Origin of the sequence: Flavobacterium ajazii (assembly GCF_010614725.1) — a bacterium.
Lineage (GTDB): Bacteria > Bacteroidota > Bacteroidia > Flavobacteriales > Flavobacteriaceae > Flavobacterium > Flavobacterium ajazii.
This window is the reverse complement of the sequence record NZ_JAAEHL010000002.1, coordinates 24836-46315: the sequence shown is the minus strand read 5'-3', so window position 1 is coordinate 46315 and position 21480 is coordinate 24836. Positions and strand designations below refer to the sequence as shown.

The 21480-nt window shown below is 33.7% G+C and carries 18 protein-coding genes and 3 tRNA genes; 12 read left to right on the top strand and 9 right to left on the bottom strand.

Translation table 11 applies throughout. The features are described from left to right. Window positions 1-36: 36 nt before the first annotated feature. From GWR14_RS02790 to GWR14_RS02775, 4 genes are all read left to right on the top strand, one after another. Window positions 37-4023: a T9SS type A sorting domain-containing protein gene (locus GWR14_RS02790; protein ID WP_163407525.1), complete on the top strand. Its 3987-nt coding sequence runs from the start codon at window positions 37-39 to the stop codon at window positions 4021-4023. 254 nt (window positions 4024-4277) lie between these two features. Continuing rightward, a complete protein-coding gene (locus GWR14_RS02785) occupies window positions 4278-4904 on the top strand; it encodes a hypothetical protein (RefSeq protein ID WP_163407523.1) in 627 nt (208 codons plus the stop codon). Between the two features lie 118 nt (window positions 4905-5022). Next, window positions 5023-5475 (top strand): alpha-protein kinase family protein, encoded by a 453-nt coding sequence (locus tag GWR14_RS02780; protein ID WP_163407521.1) that lies wholly within the window; start codon window positions 5023-5025, stop codon window positions 5473-5475. Window positions 5476-5550: 75 nt separating this feature from the next. Next, window positions 5551-6993 (top strand): Dyp-type peroxidase, encoded by a 1443-nt coding sequence (locus GWR14_RS02775; protein ID WP_163407520.1) that lies wholly within the window; start codon window positions 5551-5553, stop codon window positions 6991-6993. A gap of 231 nt (window positions 6994-7224) precedes the next feature. Here the strand turns inward: GWR14_RS02775 and GWR14_RS02770 are convergent, their stop codons facing one another. The 5 genes from GWR14_RS02770 to GWR14_RS02750 all read right to left on the bottom strand — a co-directional run bounded on the left by GWR14_RS02770 (window position 7225) and on the right by GWR14_RS02750 (window position 9124). After that, entirely contained in the window at window positions 7225-7962 is a 738-nt protein-coding gene (locus tag GWR14_RS02770) for a hypothetical protein (RefSeq protein ID WP_163407519.1), read from the bottom strand. A 37-nt stretch (window positions 7963-7999) separates the two neighbouring features. Beyond that, a complete protein-coding gene (locus GWR14_RS02765) occupies window positions 8000-8557 on the bottom strand; it encodes a suppressor of fused domain protein (protein WP_163407518.1) in 558 nt (185 codons plus the stop codon). Between the two features lie 255 nt (window positions 8558-8812). Continuing rightward, window positions 8813-8895: transfer RNA gene (locus tag GWR14_RS02760), tRNA-Leu, on the bottom strand. A gap of 43 nt (window positions 8896-8938) precedes the next feature. Further along, window positions 8939-9011, bottom strand: a tRNA-Lys gene (locus GWR14_RS02755). Between the two features lie 40 nt (window positions 9012-9051). Continuing rightward, a tRNA-Lys gene (locus tag GWR14_RS02750) sits at window positions 9052-9124 on the bottom strand. 126 nt (window positions 9125-9250) lie between these two features. On the opposite strand from GWR14_RS02750, the gene GWR14_RS02745 reads away from it, so the two are divergent. Continuing rightward, on the top strand, window positions 9251-9769 hold the full coding sequence (locus tag GWR14_RS02745; protein WP_163407516.1) for a shikimate kinase: 519 nt from the start codon (window positions 9251-9253) through the stop codon (window positions 9767-9769). Here GWR14_RS02745 and GWR14_RS02740 read toward each other — a convergent pair. Together GWR14_RS02740 and GWR14_RS02735 are read right to left on the bottom strand one after the other, a co-directional pair. Continuing rightward, window positions 9761-10261 (bottom strand): phosphoribosyltransferase domain-containing protein, encoded by a 501-nt coding sequence (locus tag GWR14_RS02740; protein ID WP_163407513.1) that lies wholly within the window; start codon window positions 10259-10261, stop codon window positions 9761-9763. The two genes, GWR14_RS02745 and GWR14_RS02740, sit on opposite strands and share 9 nt — an antisense overlap. Before the next feature lie 187 nt (window positions 10262-10448). Continuing rightward, window positions 10449-10838 (bottom strand): RNA-binding S4 domain-containing protein, encoded by a 390-nt coding sequence (locus GWR14_RS02735; RefSeq protein WP_163407511.1) that lies wholly within the window; start codon window positions 10836-10838, stop codon window positions 10449-10451. Window positions 10839-10917: 79 nt separating this feature from the next. Between GWR14_RS02735 and GWR14_RS02730 the strand changes: the two genes are divergently transcribed. Both GWR14_RS02730 and GWR14_RS02725 read left to right on the top strand, forming a co-directional pair. Next, window positions 10918-12051, top strand: coding sequence for an FKBP-type peptidyl-prolyl cis-trans isomerase (locus GWR14_RS02730; protein ID WP_163407509.1), 1134 nt, complete (start codon window positions 10918-10920; stop codon window positions 12049-12051). A 152-nt stretch (window positions 12052-12203) separates the two neighbouring features. Further along, a complete protein-coding gene (locus GWR14_RS02725) occupies window positions 12204-13142 on the top strand; it encodes a hypothetical protein (RefSeq protein WP_163407507.1) in 939 nt (312 codons plus the stop codon). A 65-nt stretch (window positions 13143-13207) separates the two neighbouring features. On the opposite strand, the gene GWR14_RS02720 is transcribed toward GWR14_RS02725, so the two are convergent. Both GWR14_RS02720 and GWR14_RS02715 read right to left on the bottom strand, forming a co-directional pair. Then, the gene (locus tag GWR14_RS02720) at window positions 13208-14161 is read right to left on the bottom strand and encodes a transketolase family protein (protein ID WP_163407506.1); all 954 of its coding nucleotides are present in this window, start codon (window positions 14159-14161) and stop codon (window positions 13208-13210) included. A 73-nt stretch (window positions 14162-14234) separates the two neighbouring features. Continuing rightward, on the bottom strand, window positions 14235-15089 hold the full coding sequence (locus tag GWR14_RS02715) for a transketolase (protein WP_163407504.1): 855 nt from the start codon (window positions 15087-15089) through the stop codon (window positions 14235-14237). 429 nt (window positions 15090-15518) lie between these two features. Between GWR14_RS02715 and tgt the strand changes: the two genes are divergently transcribed. The 5 genes from tgt (at window position 15519) to dnaB (ending at window position 21464) form a co-directional block, all read left to right on the top strand. After that, window positions 15519-16649 carry a tRNA guanosine(34) transglycosylase Tgt gene (gene tgt, locus GWR14_RS02710; RefSeq protein WP_163407502.1) on the top strand — a complete coding sequence of 377 codons (1131 nt, stop codon included), beginning with the start codon at window positions 15519-15521 and terminating at the stop codon, window positions 16647-16649. A gap of 98 nt (window positions 16650-16747) precedes the next feature. Continuing rightward, window positions 16748-17836 carry an LptF/LptG family permease gene (locus GWR14_RS02705; RefSeq protein WP_163407500.1) on the top strand — a complete coding sequence of 363 codons (1089 nt, stop codon included), beginning with the start codon at window positions 16748-16750 and terminating at the stop codon, window positions 17834-17836. Continuing rightward, the gene (locus GWR14_RS02700; protein ID WP_163407498.1) at window positions 17823-18704 is read left to right on the top strand and encodes a DMT family transporter; all 882 of its coding nucleotides are present in this window, start codon (window positions 17823-17825) and stop codon (window positions 18702-18704) included. The genes GWR14_RS02705 and GWR14_RS02700 overlap by 14 nt, the downstream gene beginning before the upstream one ends. 120 nt (window positions 18705-18824) lie before the next feature. Continuing rightward, a complete protein-coding gene (locus GWR14_RS02695; RefSeq protein ID WP_163407497.1) occupies window positions 18825-19778 on the top strand; it encodes an acetyl-CoA carboxylase carboxyltransferase subunit alpha in 954 nt (317 codons plus the stop codon). Between the two features lie 141 nt (window positions 19779-19919). Further along, entirely contained in the window at window positions 19920-21464 is a 1545-nt protein-coding gene (dnaB, locus tag GWR14_RS02690) for a replicative DNA helicase (protein ID WP_163407495.1), read from the top strand. The last annotated feature ends 16 nt before the right edge of the window (window positions 21465-21480 follow it).

The window sequence follows — 21480 nt, the reverse complement described above, 5'->3', positions numbered from 1 at the left end:
CAAACTATAAACTAATCCCAAACAAACCTTTTAATTATGCAAAGAAAAATACTTTTGTTTGTGCTCTTACTGACCACGATAGTAAAGGCACAAAACGTTGCTGTCCCCGATGCAAATTTCAAAGCCAAATTGCTGGAAGCTGATGTTACAAATTCCATAGCATTGAATGCCGCCGGAATTTCAATTAAAGTCGATGCCGATAACAACGGTGAAATTGATACCAATGAAGCCTTAGCAGTATATCAGCTGAAAGTTTCTAATTCAGGAATTCTTAATTTAACTGGAATTGCCAGTTTTACCAATCTTAAAAGTTTAGATTGTTCCAGTAATATCCTTTTAAATCTTGATGTTACAGCTTTAACCAATCTTACCCAGTTAAATTGTTCTGTCAATTATCTGACTACATTCAATGTTAGTACATTAACCAATCTTGTCAACCTTTTTATGGATCAAAACCAACTAACCAGTCTGGATGCAAGTGGTTTGAATAACCTTAAAACATTGTTTTGCAGCAATAATAAACTAATAAGCCTTAATGTAAATGGTGCAACCAGTGTTAAGACTTTATTTTGCAGCAACAATCAGCTTACAAGCCTTGATCTTGCAGGTTTAACCAGTCTTGAGTTATTACTCTGTGAAACTAATAAACTCGCCAATCTAAATGTAAGCGGATTAACAAATCTTAAATCATTGCTTTGCAGCTATAATAATTTGGCTAATCTGAACTTAAATGGTTTGACAAATTTGGATAAACTGGAATGTAATTACAATCTACTTACTAGTCTGGATGTTAGTGCTCTGACTAAACTTACTTATCTTTCCTGCTTTTACAATCAAATTACAAGTTTAGACTTAAGTAATACAACTCTTTTAACCGAATTAAGTTGCGGCGAAAATCATATTACAACTCTAAATCTGAATGGTTTAAGCAGTCTTAAAACTTTGGCTTGTTCGTATCTGCCTGATAATTTAGTTATTAACGGTTCTGATTTAACCGCTTTAAAAACGTTTCAATACACAGGTTCAAATTCAGTTTTAACTTTAAATGGTTTTCCTAATATTGAGAATCTTAATTTAAATTTAACTCCGGCAAACATCACACTAAATGTGTCGGGATTAAATGCTCTTACCAATATTTATATGTTTAATAACCAAACCACCAGTCTGACTGTAAACGGTTCGGGTACAACTCATATTAAATCCATCAATTGTTCCAATGGTTTATTGACAAGTTTAAATTTAAATGGTTTGAGCAATCTGGCTTCGTTAAATTGTAATAATAACAAACTGACAAGTCTGAATTTAACTAATTTGACGAATCTGACTTCATTGAATTTTGGTATAAATAAAATAAGCAATATCGACTTAAGCAGCGTACCTAATTTAAAGCATTTGGACTGTAATAATAACGTTTTGGGAAGTCTGGACATAAGTGGATTATCAAATCTGGAATATTTAGATTGTTCGAATCATATTTCGACAACCACCATAGGAAATCAAATTACTTCTTTAGCTGTTGGAGGATTAACAAAACTGAAATATTTAGATTGTTCCAATTATGGTTATAATGGCGTATTGGGCGCATTAGGAAACGTAATTACTTCTTTGTATGTGAATGATTTAGTGCTTCTGGAACAATTAAAATGTTCCAAAAACCGTCTTTCTGATTTGACTGTAAACGGACTGACAAATCTGACTACTTTAGATTGTTCTTATAATCTCCTGACAAGTTTAGATTTGATAGGATTGACACAATTGACAAATTTGAATTACGCTCACAATCAACTGTCGAATCTCAATATGATTGGTTTGATAAATATTAAAGAATTAGACTGTTCCTATAACACTATAAGTACATTGGATGTTTTAGGTATGTCTAACCTTACAACATTAAATTGCAGCTATAATGCGCTTACTACTTTAAATCTGAACGGACTAAGTCAGCTTACAAAATTACACTGTGGCAATAATTTACTCACAAGTCTGGATGTAAATACGTTTGCAAACCTGACTAACTTAAGCTGTAACAACAACAAACTGACTACGCTGAATGTAAATAATTTAACCAACCTGGATTATTTGCAATGTGGTGCTAATAAACTTTCAGGTCTGAATGTAAATAATCTGACCAAGCTTACAAGTTTGTATTGCAGCGGTAATGAGTTAACAAATCTGGATGTCAGCAATTTAAATTCATTATTATCCTTAGGATGCAGTGTTAATCAGCTTACAACTCTTGATCTTAGTGGTCTGACAAATCTTTTGGATATCGAATGCAGAAATAATCAATTAACGAATCTTGATATTAGTACTTTGTCAAATTTAAGATCTCTTGATTGCAGATATAACCAGATTACAAATCTTAATGTTGATAATTGTCCGGGACTTGGAACTGTATCCTGTACAAACAATCTAATCACAACACTTGATGTGAGTTCATTAAAAAATCTTTCAAATTTATATTGCGCTAATAATTTGCTTACGAATTTATTCATGAAAAATGGGCGTAGTGAAACTCTTGATTTTTCCGGAAATCCGGGCTTGGCTTACATTTGTGCCGATGATGCTCAAATGGCGTATGTGCAATCGCAACTAAATAGTATGGGAATGACAACCACTGTGGCTAATTCTTATTGCAGCTTCACTCCGGGAGGACAGCACAATACAGTTGTTGGAACGACAATATTTGATGGAAATAATAACGGCTGTAATCTTAACGATCCCTTGCATTCAAACATCAGGATAGACATAAACGACGGAACTATTACAGGTTCAGCTTTTACAAATACTGACGGAACTTCGACATTTTATACGCAGGCTGGAACGTATAATATATTTCCAAACATAGAAAATGCAGGAGCTTTCAATATTTCACCTGCATCAGCAACAATTAACTTTACAGATAACAACTATAATACAAATTACCAAAGCTTTTGTTTGTCTGCAAATGGAGTACATCCCGATGTAGAAATAGTAATCAGTCCAATAACTCCTGCAAGACCGGGATTTGATTCAGTATACAGAATTGTCTATAAAAACAAAGGAAATCAGGTGCTTTCAGGTAATATTACATTAGCTTTTGATGATTCAAAAATGGATTTGCTTTCGGCCTCACCCGTAGTTGATATCGAAACAACGAATAATTTAGAATGGGCTTATAATGGTCTGCTGCCTTTTGAAAGCCGTACAATCGATCTTGAATTCAATGTAAATAGTCCGGTAGAAACTCCGGCGGTAAATAATGGAGATATATTCAATTTTACAGTTGCTATAACACCCGTTGCCGGAGATGAATCACCTGCGGATAATAGTTTTACCTATCATCAAATCGTTGTAGGTTCATTTGATCCTAATGATATTACCTGCCTGGAAGGCGAAAGCGTTTCTCCAGCCGCAATTGGTGAATATTTACATTATATCGTCAATTTTGAAAATACCGGAACATATGAAGCTGAGAATATAGTAGTGAAAATTGCTGTTGATGAAAGTAAATACGATATTAGTTCTTTACAGCTGTTAAATTCTTCGCATTCTTCTCAGACGGTTATTCACGGAAATATTGTTGAATTTGTTTTTGCAAAAATCCATTTGGCTGCTTCTTCTACTTCCAAACAGAAAAACCCTGTAGGCGGACACGGAAATATTTTGTTTAAAATAAAAAGTGCAGATGATCTTCTGAATGGTGATTTCGTAGACAAAACGGCTAATATCTTTTTTGATTACAATGCACCAATTGAAACTAATAAAGCTGAAACTGTTTTTGAATCATTAGGAAATAAGGATTTTGAAGTCGATAAAAGTATTTCACTATATCCTAATCCAACTAAAGGCAACGTAAATGTCAACAGTGATACTATTATAAAATATATTGAACTGTTTGATGTTCAGGGAAGACTGCTTCAGACTTCAATTGAGAATGATACTACAGCTAAGTTTGATATTTCTAATAAACCAAACGGACTTTACTTTGTCAGAATCACTACTGAAAAAGGAAGTAAAGTAGAGAAATTAATTAAGGAATAGATTTAAGAAAATTAAAAAGATTCCTTTTTAAAATAAGCATTTTGCCATACTAAAGAAAGCCTTTCGAATAATCAATTCGGAAGGCTTTTTTGTTGATTTATGAATGTAAATGAATTTCTCATACCATTTATAAACTGCTTTATGACACTATAATCTATCCTTAAAACATTTAATTCTAAGCGTTCCTTTTTTAATATAATCTTGTATCCGAAAATATTTTAAAAACAATTCATGACTTCGAAAATGAATCTCCGATGATATACGACATAAAATTAAATTTTATCAACAAATCAACGGATACAAATAAGAATAACATAGTTATTTTCCATAAAAACTTTGCTGAAGATTTTGAAGGAAGTGCTGTTGCATGGAAAGTAATTAATGATTGTGGCAGATTAGATACAAATTCTTTTGTTTATCCTGCAGATTTGGAAGTTTCAGTGTCGGATTTCCGCGGAAACTCCACACCCAGAATATTTGCCGGTGAGCCACAAGTTTATGAGATGGTGAGAACTGCATCAGGAAATGTTTTGCAGGTATCGCCTAATCGTGCTGAAAAGTTTAGTCAATTTGAAGTTAGAAATAATTTAGGTCCAGGATCTGTAGATGTAAATTGTTATAAAGACGGAAAGCTTTTAATGAAAAAAAGAAACCTGTTGCCGGGACAGAAAGCCGTTTTTGGACTTCGTAGATTATTTTATATCGGAGTAATACCTCAAATAAAAGAAGGAGATGTAATGAGTCCGGCTGTTGTCTCACAGATAAAAGCGACAATTAATCTGTTTGCTCTTAAAAGTGCAGATATTGTTATGTCTGACGGAACATCCTGGGATAAACCTTCTGATTTTAGGTTTGAATTACAAAACATAAAAAGGTATTAATAAACGAGAAAGATATACATGATTTGAAATGTGTAAAAAAGAATAGAATCATCTGAAGTAATAACCCGCGAAGCTGAAAACGGGATCAAAGAGTAAGCAACCTTAAACTAAATTTACTATGCAAACTGTGAATCCATTAACGATGTATGTTCCTATTTACCAAACTGCCGATGCGCAGGCAATTGCCCAATCTGTTGCTGAAAATTTTAATAATGAACTGACTAAAGCAGCTTTAGATAAAATGGCAATTGTACATTATGCCCGAATTGCATGTGTGCCAAATTCAAACGGTGAAGGGATAGCTGGGGTTTTGGTAATAACAGAATTTGACGGTAATATGAATTCGTATTTGGAGGCATTTTATAAAAATTCACCAACTATCAAGACAGCATTTATTGGTCTTATCGGTCTATGGGCAAATAAACCGGAAGGTTTTCCAACTAATCCTGATGATATTACTTTTGATATTTTTTCAAATTTCATAAACGATCGTAATATTAGCCAGCCTAAAGAACTTTATTTCGCTTATCCGCAATCAGTAAAGCAGATTGTAGCAAAATTTTCTAAATAATAGAGTATAAGAGAAAGAATAATGACAGCTGAGTTATCTGACTCGGCTGTTTTTTTACTGCTAAAATATAACTTCATGATCTCTACACAATCTTTTCAAACAAATACGCCTGAATTACACGATATACAAGGACTTATTGTTAATGGTTACACGCATCCCTGTTCTGTACATATGCTTTTTAACTTCAATAAAGACTTGTCAAATTTACCATATATAAGAAGTTTTTTTAAGGATTTGCTTCCATACCTTCAGAGTGCCGAAGACTGGGGAGCCTTAAAGCCGAAAATGATGCTGAATATCGGTCTCACGGCCAGAGGAATTGCAATTGTAAAACCAGACCTTGATGTTCCAAATTCAAACTTCTCTTCAACGTTTAAAAAAGGTCCCTGGGATCCTAATAATGCACAGCAATCTTTAGGAGATTATGGTGATGGAGATCCGTCAGAATGGTGGAATAAACAATTTGCAAATGAAGATCTTCATTGTGTTGTGCATGCTTATGCAATGAATGCTATGGCTCAAAATAAACTGGTTGAAATTATAACCGAAGCAGCCAGTAAAACTAATGGAATGGTTACTGAATTAAAACCACTGGATCCATTAAAGTCAAATGCTGGCAGATTAGAGCAATATTTGTTAAGTCCTGCAGATTATATTCATTTTAACTATAGGGATTCAATTGATGAACCAAATCTAAATGATAATCCCGCTGGTAAAGACCAGCAGGATCTCAATAACTTTTTGATAGGATACAGCACTGCTGAAAATCCAATACCCGGACCTCTTTCGGGACCAGAAGCAAAATTTGCCAGAAATGGTTGTTATAATGCGTTTAGAATCCTTTATCAGGATGTTGAACTATTTGAAAGTTTTTTACAAGAACAGTCTAAGCTGATAGCTCCGCAGATTAAAAAAACTGAAGAAGATACGATTGAATGGCTTGCTGCTAAAATGTGCGGACGCTGGAGAAACGGCTCTCCATTAACACTTTCACCAGCTCAGCCTGAAGAAAGCACTTCAAAAAGTACAGATTTTGGATATTTGGCAAATGATGATATGAAAGGGCTAAAATGTCCGTTTTCTGCACATACCAGAGTGTCTAATCCAAGAGACGAAGGAGTTGATGTAGCAGGTTCAGATATTGTACCTCGTATAATAAGGAGAGGAATGGCTTATGGGGCACCTGTATCGGTTGATCCGAAAGCAGACCGTGGGTTAATAGGTTTATTTCTTTGTGGTGATCTGAGCAGCCAGTTTGAAACGTTATATGGATGGATTAATATGAATAATTTCAGTAATGTATTTGATCCGGCAGAAAATACTCCTCAGGATCCCTTAGTGGCTAACCGTATAAATCCATTGCCGGGTAATGTCGATCCGAATTTTACAATACCGATGAATTACGGGACAAATATAATTATTGAGGGGCCTTTACCGCAATTTGTGGTTACTCGCGGAACAGCTTATTTTTTGCTTCCTTCAATTTCAGCACTTACAGAAATTGCAACAGGTAGCTGAAATTTATAAATATGGTTAAGTTGAACTTTGAAGAAGATTCCGTAATTCATAAATAAAATAAAGCCTGAAATATGTCGGGATATTGTCGGGTTATACTTTTAATACAAACAAATAAACGCCTTATAAATAAGGCGTTTGTCTTTCAAAAAATGCATTTTTAGTGACCATGACGGTACAGAATTCGAATCGTTTGTTAGAAGATTTAAAGATTTTGGTTGGTACTTAAATGTTTTAGATTCTACTATTTTCTCGCTCATTTATTTCATCTATTGCACTTTCAATAAAATATTTTAAATCATTGCTTCTTGTTCTTTTAAATTCTGCCTTCAACGTTTCTAATGATTTTATTGTTCCAGTAGATCTAAGGGTTGCACAAATCATACATTTAGTATGCTGATCACTAGTCTTCAGTTTTAATATTAAAATCTCTTCTAAATCTTTATGCTCTGAGTTTTTTAAGGCATTAAGTGCATCAATCCTGTTCTGATAAGTTCCTGTTAGTAATAATTGTTTAAGATAATCAATATTGAGTGTGGCTGGTTTTCTTAATTCATTAAGTCTGCTTAAAACTGTTGTAATTACTTCTTCTTTGTCCGTTTTTTTTAGTTCTGAAATCAAAAAGTCAAAAAGTTCATAATCTTTACAGTTTACACATAAGCTGCTTAAACATCTTAAAACGTATTTTTTATATTGAAAAAAATCTTTGTCCTTAAGTAATTCGATAAGTTCTGGCTTTAAGGTTATATCACTTAATTCATCCGAAACCCTGTAAGCAAACCAACTAGAATAATCTTCACTTCCAAAAGATTGGTCTCGTTTCTGCTTTTTAATGATATTATTTGAAATAAAATTTTTGCTTCCCATTTCAATAATTAGAGTCTTTGCATCAGAAGACTTTAACTTAGAAATTAAGTTTTCTTTATCTTCTTTAACTTTTTCATCTAAACTTTTAAATAGTCCAAATAGCATAATTTTGTTTATATTTAAAATTTCTGATTATAATCTTTTAAACTAAGGATTTTCTTAATGGATTTAAATAATCCAGTTGTTTCTCTTCGAACAATTCTTCTAATGCCTCACAACCATGCTCAAATTTATAATCTCTTTCCATTTGTGTAATTGGAATAAGCCAATAGCAATGAATTACCTTTTCTTCAAATTGAAAAATTTCCAAATTCTCGCCATCAAGATAAGGTAACGAAATAAATGCATGGTCACAGATAGAATTTTCAAGCCAAGGTCTTCCAATATTAGAGGTATGATGAATATTAAAAGGTGTCAGTCTATGATGAGAGGCATGAACAGTCAATAATTCAACCAAAGAGCTATCTTGTCTGGGAGAATAAATAACTAACTCAATTAGATTATCATCTATTAAATCAGCTGACATTCCAACACTACAATATGTCCACATGTTGTGAACTTTATTTGGAGGAAATTCTAAAACGAAGAACTCAGGATGGGTTTTCCATGTAGGGCCTATTTCCCATTTAATTTTTTTTCCAACAATTCCAAAATAGGAATTATAGTGATGTGTTAAGTTTGTAGAATATTCTTTTTGCATTTACTTTTTATTGTGAAACAGAGTCAGTTTATGTCAAATCAATCTAGCATACTATTATTAGACAAAGTGAACTTAATAACTTTATCTTCAACATCCAAATAATAATGATGTTCTAGAAATTTGGAGACTTGTCGGAGTTCGAACCAAAATTTGCCGTAAACATTGATATTTCAAAAAATTAAAATTTTAGATAATAATTTTCAAACCATAAAAAAGCCTGCAAAATAATACTTTGCAGGCTTTCAAAATTTATAGTGACCATGGAGGGATTTGAACCCTCACGCCCTTACGAGCACCACCCCCTCAAGATGGCGAGTCTACCGTTTCTCCACATGGCCTAAAATAAAAAAGGTCAAGTAATTTAAATTACTCGACCTTTTGTGACCCGACTGGGGCTCGAACCCAGGACCCCATCATTAAAAGTGATGTGCTCTACCGACTGAGCTATCGAGTCATTGCTTTCAAGAAATTTAATTTGTTTATCACAAAATTTGTGACCCGACTGGGGCTCGAACCCAGGACCCCATCATTAAAAGTGATGTGCTCTACCGACTGAGCTATCGAGTCATTTAATTCCTTGAATGCGGGTGCAAATATAAGGAGTTTATTTTATTAATTGCAAGCAAATTTATTATAAATTTGTCTTTTTTTAATCAAATTTTACAACGCCTTAGTTTATAGGGTTTTATTACAATGAAAAAAATCGTCTTATTAGGTTATATGGGGTGCGGAAAGTCTACAATTGCCCAAAATTTGTCGAAAATTACCAATATTCCATTTTTAGATTTGGACAAATGCATCGAAAAAAGAGCAAATTTATCCATAAATGAAATTTTTGAACAGCAAGGGGAAGTCTATTTTCGAAAATTAGAACACGAAATGTTTGTAGAATTACTTCAGTCTTCAGAAAATAGTATAATTGGTTTAGGGGGAGGGACACCATGTTATGCCAATAATCATGAATTATTAAAAAGGGAAGATGTAGTTTCTATTTATTTAAAGGCGTCGATAGATACTTTATACAACAGATTAGTGCATAATAAAAGTAAACGTCCATTAATTGCTAACATGGACGAATACGAAATGAAAGAATTTATTGCGAAACACTTATTTGACAGAAGCTACTATTATAACTATGCCCAGCATAAGGTTTCTGTTGATGATAAATCAATTGAAGAAACAGTTCAGGATATTTTGGATGTTTTAGCTTAAGGACGCATAATTACCTCCGTTTTCATCAAAAATAACCTGTACATGTTCTAATAAGGATGTAGAAAGTGAAATTCCTTTAAAATCGGCTTTTACAGGGTATTTTTTATGATTTCTGTCAACTAGTACTGCTGTTTTGAATTTTTTAAGCGGTACGTCCAGAAAATGGCGTACAGCATATATTAATGTAGTTCCGGAGTTTAATACATCATCAACCAGTACAAGGCCTTTATTTGAATATTCAGAAGCAGGCAGTGAAGTCTGAATCGGTGTTTCAGGATTTTGTTTATCAACGATTACTTCGCAAAGAGTTACTTTTAAAGTTGAAATAGTATCTAAGGCTTTAGCTATTTTTTCGGCAAATACATATCCGTTAGTTGCTATTCCGGCAATCACAACTTCTTCTTCGTCTACAAAAGTTTCATAAATCTGATAAGCGATACGTTTTATTTTGTGTTCAATTTCCTGATTCGTTAAGATGATGTTTTTGCTCATGATTTATTTTTTTTGCTAATATAACTAATTTAAATTCCAATTTTTGAAATTCCAAATACCAATGTTTGGGGAATGAATTTGAAATTTTAAAATTACTATGTTATGGTGTCGGTTTTAGGTTTTATGAATTTAAACATTAGAATTTTATAGGCGTATGTTTTGGAATTTGGAATTTCTGAATTGGAATTTAATCCTCATCATCTTCCTCGTAAATTTCATCTCCATAATCATCAATATCCCTTCTGTCTTTTTTTGTCGGTCGTCCGGTTCCGCTTTTACGGTAATGTTCTTTGGAGAGTTTTAATAATTCTAAATGCGCGTAAGCTTCCGGAGGTGTTTCGTTTTTGCGATATATATCTACAAGTTTTGCTCCAACACGACTCTCAGGAATATCTAGTACAGTTATAATTTGTGTAATCTGATCTTTTCTGAATGTAATTCTGTCTGTAGGAAAAACTTCTTTAGAGGGTTTTGCTATTTGTCCATTTACAGTAATATGGTTCTTTTTGCAGGCTTCTGTAACCATATTTCGGGTCTTGTAATATCTTACACACCAGAGGTATTTATCTATTCGCATAATTTTTCTAAAATCAGAGTTAAATTCTTTACAAAAATAAATCAATATTGTATCTTGCGCACCTAAAAAAATCACAATAATGAATAAAATTAAATATTTTTTTGTTTTACTGATTGCCGCCGCAGCTATAGTTTCCTGTAATAAAAATGACGATGATGATGTGGTAACTGTTCCGTTAAGAGATTATTCAGAGCAAGCCAAGGCAGATAACGATTCGATTGAAAAATATCTAAAAACAAATTATATTGAAGAAGTTACTGCAGATTTTGATATAAAAATAAGCAAGATTCCAGCAGGAGGTACTCAGACTTCTATTTGGGATCAGACGGTTTATCCTTTGCAGTCAAGAAATGTTTATAATGATAATATTACATACAAAGTGTACTATTTGGTTTTAAATGAAGGAGTTGGGGAAGCACCATGTAATTTCGATAGGATTAATACTTCATATGTAGGGAATTTATTAGACGGAACCGTTTTTGATACTTCTTATAATTTGGGAAGACCTTTTAGTTTAGACGGTTTGGGTGCCAATGGAGTTTTTGTAGATGGTTGGAAGGAAATTTTTCCTAAGTTTAAGGCAGGTAAGGCTAATCCAGTAAATGCTGACGGTACTATTACATATAGTGATTTTGGAGCAGGAGTTATGTTTTTACCTTCAGGGCTGGCATATTATGCCGGAGGGTCTGGTACAATTCCTGCATATGCTCCTTTGGTTTTTAGTTTTAAATTATATGACATACAGAGATTAGATCATGATGGTGATGGTATTTTAGATATTGATGAAGATATTAATGGAGATGGTTATGTGTATGATTTTAGTAATAAGACTTTGTATACAAATCCGCCAGCTGAATTAATTGATGATACAGATGGAGATGGTCTTGCCGATTTTATTGATATTGATGATGATGGTGATGGGTATACAACACTTTTAGAAATTACAAAGCCTACTGCTGAGGTTGGAGGTGCTTTTGGGCCGAGTAAATATTATCCGTACGAGCCGTTTACAGTCGAGGATGATCCAACAACGCCAAATACAAATGAAGCATTGAATAGTGAGCCAAGAGGGATTCCTGCATTTGTTAAGACTGAAACGATAGATGGTGTAACAAGAAATGTATATGATTATACTACGCAAGGCAGACTTAAAATACATCTTGATAAGGCGCACAATACAACTAAAGTTACCACGGTAACTGCGAAAAAATAAAAGTTCACATTATACAATAAAAAAACCTCGAAATGTGAATTTCGAGGTTTTTTTATTGTATAATGTAAGAAAATACTTTTTTTATTTGTTTTCTCGTGTATTATGAAGGAAAAAGATTATATTTTTGCTTTAATAATCTTAAATGTATAAAAATGAAAAAATTACTTGCATTATTTATTCTGTTAGCTACAATGTCATGTAGCAATGAAGATCAGAATGAGTCTAATAATGCTCCAGTGTCAAATGTGTCTTCTTTGGTATTAGATGGAAAAATGTTATCTTTTAAAAATGATGAATCTTTTGTTAAAGAATATTCTGAGATATCAGAAATGAAAACCTCAAAAGATGTTCAAAATTGGATTTCAAACAAGAGGCTTGAATCGTTATTGAATAATTCAGATGATTCGAATGAAATGGAAGAAGATTTTTTGTCTGATACACGAATCATATATTCAGATGCATTAAGAGCAGTCTTAAATTATGATTCAAAAGTTAAAATAGGTGGGAAGATTATTTGGCTTAATGAACGTAATTTTTACTTGCTTTCAGAAGATGATGCAAGTAAGAGTTCGAAAGAGTTAAGTCTAATCAAAGGGAATTTTGAAATTTATGGGCAATTGTTGAATTATACAGGTTCTAAAAGTGCATTGACAAGTAGAGATGTGATTCCTAATGAAAATAGAACCAAAACTTTTATAAATGGTGAAGGGGAGTTTAATTTTCCAGGGGTTAGATTACGACATGTTTTAGATTTATTTAATGAGACCATTGTTGTTAATAATCAAATTCAGTCTAGCAAGATGTATTTAAGATGCGTAATGCAATATAGATCTTGTTCGACTTGGACATGTTCATGGAAAACAGATAATTCAAAGGAGAGGGATTATTCGTCTCAATATATAGCAAATGACGAAACGTGGAATACTCCTTATTTTAGTACTGATGCAGTTACAGGTAGTAAAACATTTTTATTGTCTACTTGGATTGGTTCATTTGTTCTTGCTAATCCATATCATAATTTTGTTATTTCAGGAAAAATTCAATTTCAAATGGCAGATGGTTGGCATGAAACTCCAATATCTTGGTATTGATTTAAATCATATAAAAAAACCTCGAAATGTGAATTTCGAGGTTTTTTTATGAATGAAAACTAAATTTATTTTCTTTTGATAACTCTTTCTACAGCTTCAACAATCGCCTGATTGTTTAGTTTGTATTTCTCCATTAATTGCTCAGGAGTTCCTGATTCACCGAAGCTGTCTTTTACAGCGACAAATTCCTGTGGAGCAGGAGTGTTTAAGGCTAATACTCTTGATACGCTTTCTCCTAGGCCACCAAGGTAATTGTGCTCTTCAGCTGTTACAATACATTTGGTTTTAGCTACTGATTTCAAAATAGCTTCTTCGTCCAAAGGTTTAATGGTGTGAATGTTGATTACCTCCGCAGAAATTCCTTTTGCTTCAAGAGCTTCAGCAGCAACAATTGCTTCCCAAACTAAATGGCCTGTTGCAATGATTGTTACATCGGTTCCTTCATTTAACATAATTGCTTTTCCAATCACGAATGGTTCGTCAGCAGGAGTAAAGTTAGGAACAACCGGACGTCCGAAACGTAAATAAGCAGGACCGTGGTGATCTGCAAGTGCTAATGTTGCAGCTTTGGTTTGGTTGTAATCACAAGTGTTGATTACAGTCATTCCTGGTAACATTTTCATTAATCCGATGTCTTCTAAGATTTGGTGAGTAGCACCATCTTCACCTAGAGTCAAACCAGCGTGAGAAGCACATATTTTTACGTTTTTATCAGAATAAGCAACAGACTGACGAATCTGATCGTAAACTCTTCCTGTAGAGAAGTTGGCGAAAGTTCCTGTAAAAGGAATTTTTCCTCCAATTGTTAAACCTGCAGCAATTCCGATCATATTAGCTTCTGCAATTCCAATCTGGAAAAAACGCTCTGGGTGATTCTTTTTGAATTCGTCAAATTTTAATGATCCAATCAAGTCAGCGCATAATGCTACGACTTTTTCGTTTTTTTGACCTAGTTCAGTCATTCCCGCACCAAAACCTGAACGGGTATCTTTACTTCCTGTATTTGTATATTTTTTCATTTTTGTTTTTTTGCTGTACGCAATAGGCGTTAGGCAATAAGTAAGGCTTACTGCTTAAGGCATAAAGCTTTATTTAATAATCTGAATTGCCTCCAGTGTTATAATTTTGTTCCAAAGCAGTTGCAAGCTGTGCATCATTTGGTGCTTTACCGTGCCAAGCATGGCTGTACATCATATAATCTACACCGTTACCCATTTCAGTATGAAGTAATACGCAAACCGGTTTTCCTTTTCCTGTTCTTGCTTTTGCTTCATTCATTCCTCCAATGATGGCTTCGATGTCGTTTCCTTTGGTAATTTCGATAACCTCCCAGTCAAAAGCTTCAAATTTAGCACGCAGGCTTCCCATTGCTAAAACTTCGTCAGTTGTTCCGTCAATTTGTTTTCCGTTAAGGTCAACAGTTGCGATAAGGTTGTCTACTTTTTTTGCAGAAGCATACATGATAGCTTCCCAGTTTTGACCTTCCTGTAATTCACCGTCACCGTGTAGTGTATAAATTAAGTGGTTGTCTCCATTTAATTTTTTAGCCTGTGCAGCACCAAGAGCGACAGACAAACCTTGTCCTAATGATCCGGAAGCCATACGAACTCCTGGTAATCCTTCGTGAGTTGTAGGGTGTCCTTGTAAACGAGAGTTTAATAATCTGAAAGTAGCAAGCTCAGAAATAGGGAAATAACCACTTCTTGCTAAAACGCTGTAAAATACAGGTGAGATGTGACCATTTGAAAGGAAGAAAAGATCTTCTCCGATTCCGTCCATATCAAAACCTTCTTTACGTTCCATAATGTTTTGGTATAATGCAACCAAAAATTCAGTACAACCTAATGAACCACCTGGGTGACCTGAGTTGACAGCATGTACCATTCTAAGAATATCTCTTCTTACCTGGATCGTTAAATCGCTTAATTGTTGTGTGTTAGGCTTCATTTTATATGTAAAAGTTAAACTGGTGCAAAAGTAATTTTTATTTTGCGGGCTGACAAATGATTTTCTGCTTTAGTTTACTGCAATTGTGAAATTCTGATGCTTTTTTTATTAATCTCAAAAAAAAATCCGGAAATGATTTAAATTTTTGAAAGCAGATATTTCTATTTGGATGTTTTTTATGAAAATTAAAATTTGAAAAGAGGTTGTCTCAAAATATAGTTAGCTCTTATTTTTTATAATTTGGAATACTATGAATAGCCCAACCGTTAGGGGATGTCCAGAATGATTTTGAAGTTCTAAATTCCAATTTTTAATATTTCATGTTTCAAGTTATTGAAAAACAGTATCTAATTTTCTAATTGACAAATTATCTAATTAATAAAAAATCTCTCAAATTAACCTATCTTTGCACCCTGAAAAAAGAAACAGATGAAGTTTGATTTATTACAAAAAGATCCGCAATCGAAAGCGAGAGCAGGAAGTATTACTACAGATCATGGGGTTATAGAAACTCCTATTTTTATGCCTGTTGGAACTGTAGCTTCTGTAAAAGGGGTGCATCAGCGTGAACTTAAAGAGGAAATTAATCCGGATATTATCCTTGGAAATACCTATCATTTATATTTGCGTCCACAGACTGAAATCCTTGAAAAAGCGGGGGGATTGCATAAATTCATGAATTGGGATCGTAATATTTTAACAGATTCTGGAGGATATCAGGTATATTCTCTTTCATCTAACAGAAAAATTAAGGAAGAAGGGGTGAAGTTCAAATCGCATATTGACGGTTCGTATCACTTTTTTACGCCGGAAAATGTAATGGAAATTCAGCGAACAATTGGGGCTGATATTATTATGGCTTTTGATGAGTGTACGCCATATCCTTGTGATTACAGATATGCTCAGAGATCGATGCATATGACGCATCGCTGGTTAGATCGTTGCATTAATCACTTAGAAAAAGTTCCTTATAAATATGGATATGAACAGACGTTTTTTCCAATTGTTCAGGGGAGTACGTATAAAGATTTACGTCGTCAGTCGGCAGAATATATTGCGAATTCCGGACAGCAGGGAAATGCAATTGGAGGATTATCAGTAGGGGAACCAGCGGAGGAAATGTATGCCATGACAGAAGTGGTTTGCGAAATTCTTCCGGAAGATAAACCTCGTTACTTAATGGGAGTTGGAACTCCTATAAATATATTAGAAAATATCGCACTAGGAATCGATATGTTTGACTGTGTAATGCCAACTCGTAACGCAAGAAACGGAATGTTGTTTACGGCAAATGGAACTATAAATATAAAAAACAAAAAGTGGGAAGCGGATTTTTCGCCAATTGACGAAATGGGTCATACTTTTGTAGATACAGAATATTCAAAAGCTTATTTGCGTCATTTGTTTGCTGCTAATGAATATTTAGGAAAACAAATTGCAACAATCCATAATCTTGGTTTTTATATGTGGCTGGTTCGTGAAGCCCGAAAACATATCATAGCTGGAGATTTCAGACCATGGAAAGAAATGATGGTTAAAAATATGAGTCAAAGACTTTAAAAAGTTTTTAAGTTTCAAGTTTCAGGTTTCAAGTTCTTTTTAGAATTGATTCTCAAAACTTGAAACCTGAAACAAAGAAAACTTGAAACAAATAATCTATGCTGACAATAATAGATAAGTATATTTTAAGAAGATATTTAGTCACTTTCTCAGTGATGATTCTTTTATTTATTCCAATCGGAATTGTAATTGACGTTTCTGAAAAGGTGAATAAAATGCTGGAAAATAAAATTCCTTTTACCCAAATAGCTATTTATTACTACAATTTTACAGTCTATTTTGCGAATTCCCTGTTTCCTATTTTTTTGTTTTTATCGGTAATCTGGTTTACTTCAAAACTGGCGAATAATACTGAAATTATTGCGATTCTAAGCTCCGGAATTTCATTTACGCGTTTTTTAAGACCTTATATTATTGGGGCTTCCATCGTTTCGGTTTTTGTGCTTCTGATGGGTTTTTTTATTGTTCCTGCAGCCAGCGAAGGGTTTAATAATTTCAGATATACCTATTTAAAAGGAAATGGTAAACAGCTGATGCGTGGTGAAAACACCAATGTTTACAGACAAGTCAATGATAACGATTTTATTTTTGTCAATAGTTTTAATGAAGAATCCAAAACCGCATTTAATTTCACACTTGAACATTTTGAAAAAGATAAACTGACTTATAAAATTACTGCAAGCAGAATTACTTGGGATCCTAAAAAGAAGAAGTATATTCTTTATGATTATACGAAAAGAACACTAGGTGAACTAAATGACATAATAGAGAAAAATCCTGAAAAGGAAATGAAATTTAAGTTTGAACTGGCCGATCTTACTCCGGTGGTTTACATTGCGGAAACACTTTCTCTGGGCGATTTAATTGATTTTATTGATAAAGAACGCAAAAGAGGATCCGGAAATATTAATACATATTTGGTGGTACTTTATAAAAAATACAGCGTTCCAGTTTCTGCTTTTATTCTGACTATTATTGCAGTGGCAGTTTCATCTATGAAGCGTCGTGGCGGAATGGGAGTTAATCTGGCAATAGGAATTGCAATAGCTTTCTCATTTGTGTTTTTTGATAAAATATTTGGTACTCTTGCCGAAAAATCCACTTTTTCACCTTTTTTAGCAGTCTGGTTCCCGAATATAGTTTTTGGGGCTTTGGCAATTTACTTATTACGCAATGCGAAACGATAATTTAAAAAGCTATTTAAATCTTCATTTAATAGTTTTTATATGGGGTTTTACAGCTATCCTGGGCGCTTTGATTACTATTGATGCCGAAAATCTGGTTTGGTACAGAATGCTTCTTGCCTTAATTTTTTTAGGAGCATTTATAGCTTATAAAAAACAGTCTTTTCAGGTTCCTATAAAAGAACTCTTTAAATTGATTTTTGTTGGTTTACTGATTGCACTGCATTGGATTTTCTTTTTTAAAGCCATCCATGTTTCAAATGTTTCAATTACACTTTCGATATTTTCATTGGGTGCTTTTTTTGCGTCATTGCTCGAACCACTTTTCTACGGAAGAAAAATATTATTTTATGAGGTTCTTTTCGGCTTGGTCATTATTGCTGGTCTTGCTTTGATATTGCAGGTCGAGATTAAATATCTTACAGGTGTTTATTACGCTTTGGCAGCTATAATTCTTGGTGTAGTGTTTACTTTGTTGAACGGAAAACTTATTTCGGATCACGAACCTTCAGTAATTACATTTTATGAGTTTGGCGCGGGAGTTTTCTTTATCACGATTTATTTTTTGTTTCAGGGAAAATTCACAGCAGATTTCTTTGTAATGTCTTTAAATAACTGGGTTTTATTATTGATTTTAGCTTCAATTTGTACGGCTTATGCATTTACAGCTTCGGTAAAAGTAATGCAGCGATTAACACCTTATACAGTAATGTTAACGACTAATTTAGAGCCTGTTTATGGAATCGTTCTGGCTTATTTTATCTTAGGAGGAAAAGAAAAAATGAGTGTTGAGTTTTATATCGGAGCAGTAATAATTATTATAACGGTTATTCTAAACGGTGTTTTCAAGCATTATCAGAAGAAGAAATAAATACTGTAATATTTTACTTATTTTTAGATTGCATTTTATACTTTAAATAACAATTAACTTCGCCAATGATATAATATTTTTATATTTGCGGTTCGATTTAAAAACAAAATTCAAAAATCCATGGAATATTTAGATTTTGAGCTTCCAATTAAAGAACTTGAAGAACAGCTGGAAAAGTGTGTTATTATTGGAAAAGAATCTGACGTTGATGTAACACCAACGTGTAAGGAAATCAACAAAAAATTAGAGGAAACAAAAAAAGAGATATATAAAAACCTTACGGCCTGGCAGCGTGTACAATTGTCAAGACATCCAAACAGACCTTATACTTTAGATTATATTAAAGCAATTTGCGGAGATACATTTTTAGAGCTTCATGGAGATCGTGGATTTAAAGATGATAAAGCAATGGTAGGTGGTCTTGGTAAAATAAACGGTCAGTCGTTTATGATTGTCGGTCAGCAAAAAGGTTTTAATACAAAAACACGGCAATACCGTAATTTTGGTATGGCAAATCCGGAAGGATACCGTAAAGCTTTGCGTTTAATGAAAATGGCTGAGAAATTCGGAATCCCGGTTTTAACTTTAGTAGATACTCCAGGTGCATACCCAGGACTTGAAGCTGAAGAAAGAGGACAAGGAGAAGCTATTGCGAGAAATATTTTCGAAATGGTTCGTTTGCAGGTGCCAATTATCACTATCATTGTGGGTGAAGGTGCTTCAGGAGGAGCTTTAGGAATAGGTGTTGGAGATAAAGTTTATATGTTAGAGAATACATGGTATTCTGTTATTTCTCCGGAATCTTGCTCTTCTATTTTATGGAAAAGCTGGGAGTACAAAGAGCGTGCTGCCGAAGCTTTAAAACTGACTTCTTCTGACATGAAAAAACAAAAATTGGTTGATGATGTAATTCCGGAACCACTTGGTGGAGCGCATTATGACAGAGAAACTACTTTTAAGACAGTAGCGGAATATATTACTAAAGGATATAATGAATTGAAAGACTTATCAACAGCCGACTTGATTGCCCAAAGAATGGACAAATACAGTAATATGGGCGAGTTTAAAGAGTAATTTCATAAGGTATGATTAAAAATCCGAAGCCCTGTGGTTTCGGATTTTTTTTTGGTTATGAACAAATCAAGATTATTTATAAACAATTATTAGTTATAACTAGATAGCCAGATTTTTTTTAAATTTTGCTACTTTCGCTATATGGAAAATTTCAAAAACTTAAACTCTGTTAAGGTCGATAAAACCACAATTATCAATTTAGAAAAAGGGAAGTTACCGCCGCAAGCTCTTGATTTAGAAGAAGCTGTGTTGGGTGCAATGATGATTGATAAAAAAGGGGTAGATGATGTAATTGATATTTTGCAGCCTGATGCTTTTTACAAAGACGCACACAAATATATTTTTGAAGCGATTTTGCAACTTTTTACAGAAACGCAACCAATAGATATCTTAACCGTTTCAACTCAGTTAAAGAAAAACGGAAAGTTGGATTTAGCGGGCGGAGATTTTTATTTGATTCAACTTACCCAGAAAATTGCTTCTTCTGCACATATCGAATTTCATTCGCGTATTATTCTTCAAAAGTTTATTCAAAGAAGTTTGATTAGAATTTCTTCAGAAATTATTGAAGAATCGTATGATGAAAGTGCAGACGTTTTTGATTTATTAGATAAAGCGGAATCTAAATTATATGAAGTAACACAAGGAAATATCAAGCGTAGTTCTGAAACGGCACAAAGTTTAGTTTTACAAGCTAAAAAGAAAATTGAAGAAATCTCTAAAAAAGAAGGATTAAGTGGTGTAGAAACTGGTTTTCATAATCTGGATAAGTTAACGTCTGGATGGCAGCCGAGTGATTTAATTATTATCGCAGCCAGACCAGCGATGGGAAAGACGGCATTTGTACTTTCAATGGCTAGAAATATTGCTATCCAATATGGGCACGCAGTAGCGTTATTCTCTCTGGAGATGGCATCTGTTCAGTTAATTACGAGGCTTATTTCTTCCGAAACAGGATTGTCATCAGAAAAATTGCGTACAGGTAAATTAGAGGCTCATGAATGGACAATGTTGAGTACTAAAGTGAAAGATTTAGAGAAAGCGCCTTTATTTATTGATGATACACCCTCGCTTTCTATTTTCGATTTAAGAGCAAAATGCCGTCGTTTAGCGTCGCAGCATGGTATTAAAATTATCATTATAGATTATTTACAGTTGATGACTGCAGGAGGAAATGCTAAAGGAGGAGGAAATCGAGAGCAGGAAATTTCTACAATTTCCCGAAACTTAAAAGCTTTGGCAAAAGAACTTAACGTTCCGGTTATTGCACTTTCTCAGCTGTCGCGTGCTGTAGAAACACGTGGTTCTAGTAAACGTCCTTTATTATCAGATCTTCGTGAATCTGGAGCAATTGAGCAGGATGCTGATATCGTTTCGTTTTTATACCGACCAGAATATTACAAAATTGAGGAATGGGATGATGAAGAAGCTTCGCCTACCGCTGGCCAGGCTGAAATTATGATAGCAAAACACCGTAATGGTGGTATTGAAAACATTCGTTTGAAATTTTTAGGCCACTTAGGAAAGTTTGATAATCTTGATGAATTTTCAGGTAGTTATGATGATTTGCCGTCAAAAATGAATCATGATGATAATCCGTTTATTACTAATAATCTTCCTTCAGCTAATGAAGCTTTCGGAAGTAATCTGAATGATGACGACGATGATAGTGATGTGCCATTTTAAGAGGTAGATTAATTTT